This window comes from Sulfurihydrogenibium yellowstonense SS-5 (genome assembly GCF_000173615.1).
Taxonomy (GTDB): Bacteria; Aquificota; Aquificia; order Aquificales; family Hydrogenothermaceae; genus Sulfurihydrogenibium; species Sulfurihydrogenibium yellowstonense.
Window position 1 is genome coordinate 1 of sequence record NZ_ABZS01000223.1, and the last position, 2,109, is coordinate 2,109.

3 protein-coding genes are annotated in these 2,109 nt (G+C 33.0%); all 3 read right to left on the reverse strand.

Annotation, left to right across the window (positions count from 1 at the left end; genetic code table 11):
* Positions 1–412 (reverse strand): Clp protease N-terminal domain-containing protein (locus SULYE_RS07800; protein WP_007548230.1); only part of this gene is annotated, 412 nt, incomplete at its 3' end.
* 46 nt (positions 413–458) lie between these two features.
* Positions 459–1,130 (reverse strand): ABC transporter ATP-binding protein, encoded by a 672-nt coding sequence (locus tag SULYE_RS07805; protein ID WP_007548232.1) that lies wholly within the window; start codon positions 1,128–1,130, stop codon positions 459–461.
* Positions 1,123–2,109 (reverse strand): FtsX-like permease family protein (locus SULYE_RS07810; protein ID WP_007548234.1); only part of this gene is annotated, 987 nt, incomplete at its 5' end. The genes SULYE_RS07805 and SULYE_RS07810, both read right to left, overlap by 8 nt.

Below are 2,109 nucleotides of genomic sequence, written 5' to 3' on the forward strand. Positions count from 1 at the left end.
CAGATAATATCTCTCTTCTTACTGTGTACTCATCAATTCCAAAGCCTCTTAACACCCTTCCACCAAGCCCGGACTTTTCTCTAACAACCCCGATTAACAAATGTTCTGGACCAACAAATGGATGGTGTAAAATTCTTGCTTCTTCTACTGCATACTCTAATATTCTTTTAGCGTCCGGAGAAAATAGTATCTCTCCTGTATGTGTACCTCTTGGAATTTGAGAAAGTAAAGTTTTCTTTACTTTTTCCGGGGAAAGACCAAATTTAGATAATACTAAAACTACGATATCGTCCTCATCAATCAACCCTAAGAGAATGTGTTCACTTCCTAAGTAGTTATTTTTGTATTTTAACGCGTGCTCCCTTGCTGTTAGTATTACTTTTCTTGCCTTTTCTGTGAATTTTTCAAACATCGCTTTTTACCTCGTTTTTATTTATGCCTTTTAAATTTATGCAAATTTATATTTTTTCAATTCCTTCAATCATACCATCTTTTATATGGTAAATATAATCACAGTATTTTGCTATTTCAACATCATGGGTTGCGATGATAACAGTCATATCAAAACTCTCATTTAGCTCTTTGATTAACATTATAACATTCTTAGCATTTTGAGAATCAAGATTGCCTGTTGGTTCATCTGCTATCAAAACCTTTGGATTATTGATTATAGCTCTTGCAATAGCTACTCTCTGCTGTTCTCCGCCTGAAAGCTGAGAAGGTTTATGATTTATTCTATCTTTTAGATTTAGTTTTGTAAGTATGGCTACCGCTTTACTTTCTGCATTTTTATCTCCTGCTAGATAAGCCGGCAAAGATACATTTTCTAAAGCAGTAAACTCCGGAAGTAAATAATGAAACTGAAAAACAAAGCCAATATTTTTATTTCTAAACTCTGCAAGCTGTTTATCTTTTAAATTTGTTATATCCACATCGTCAATCTCAACTTTTCCCTCTGTTGGATAATCTATACCACCAAGTATGTGTAGCAGTGTACTTTTTCCTGACCCGGATGGTCCCATTACTGCAACCATTAAACCTTTTTCTATGTTTAAAGAAATACCTTTTAAAGCTAAAACCCTATCGCCGTTTGTCTGATAAATCTTTTTAATATTTTCTGCCTTAATCATATCTTAAAACCTCAGCAGGCACTTCCTTAGATGCAGAAATAGCCGGAAATAAAGAAGATAAAAAGCATATAAGCATAGAAGATAAAGCAATTATAAAGACTTCTAAAATTGAAATCTTCATTGGAAGATAATTTATTAAATAAACCTCCGGATTTAGTTTTACCAAATGGAATGTATCACCTATGTATACTACGGATAAACCAATAATAAGACCCAGAGATGTTCCAATAAATCCTATTATCAAGCCTTGTGAAATAAATATCTTTTTTATAAAATTGCTGTCCGCTCCGATAGTTTTTAAGATCGCAATCTCTTTTCTTTTTTCCCTGCTTTTTGTCGCTATTAAACTTGAAATGTTAAAAGATGCGACAACTACAATTAAAGCTATCACAAGAAACATTGCAAACTTTTCAAGCTGTAGAGCTTGGAATAAGCTTTTATTCATATCAGTCCATGACCTGACAATGTAAGGAAAATCTAATCTTTTTTCTAATTTTTCTTTTACTATGCTTGGGTTAAATGGGTCTTTAATTTTTAGCTGAATACCTGTTATTGCACCGTTTAAATCAAAAAAGCTTTGAGCATTTTCTAAACTCATACATACAAACGTTGAGTCATACTCATAAATACCAAATTCAACGATTCCTGCCACCTTAAACTCTTTAAGCTTTGGTAGAAAGCCAAGAGGCGTTTTTCTTCCAACCGGAGACATGATATTTATACTATCTCCAACCCAAACATTTAAAGCAAGAGCAACATCTTTTCCAAGAATGATGTTATCATCTGTTAAATCGTACCTACCGGAAATCATTTTTTTATCAAGAGCCATAAAATTCCTATCTTTTTCCGGAATTACGCCTCTTACATATACAGGAATTAGATTAGAAGATTTTCCGGCTATAGCTTGAGAATAAACAAAAGGCTCATAATCAATAACACCTTCAACATCTTTTATTTTTTGTACTACTTCTTGGTACTC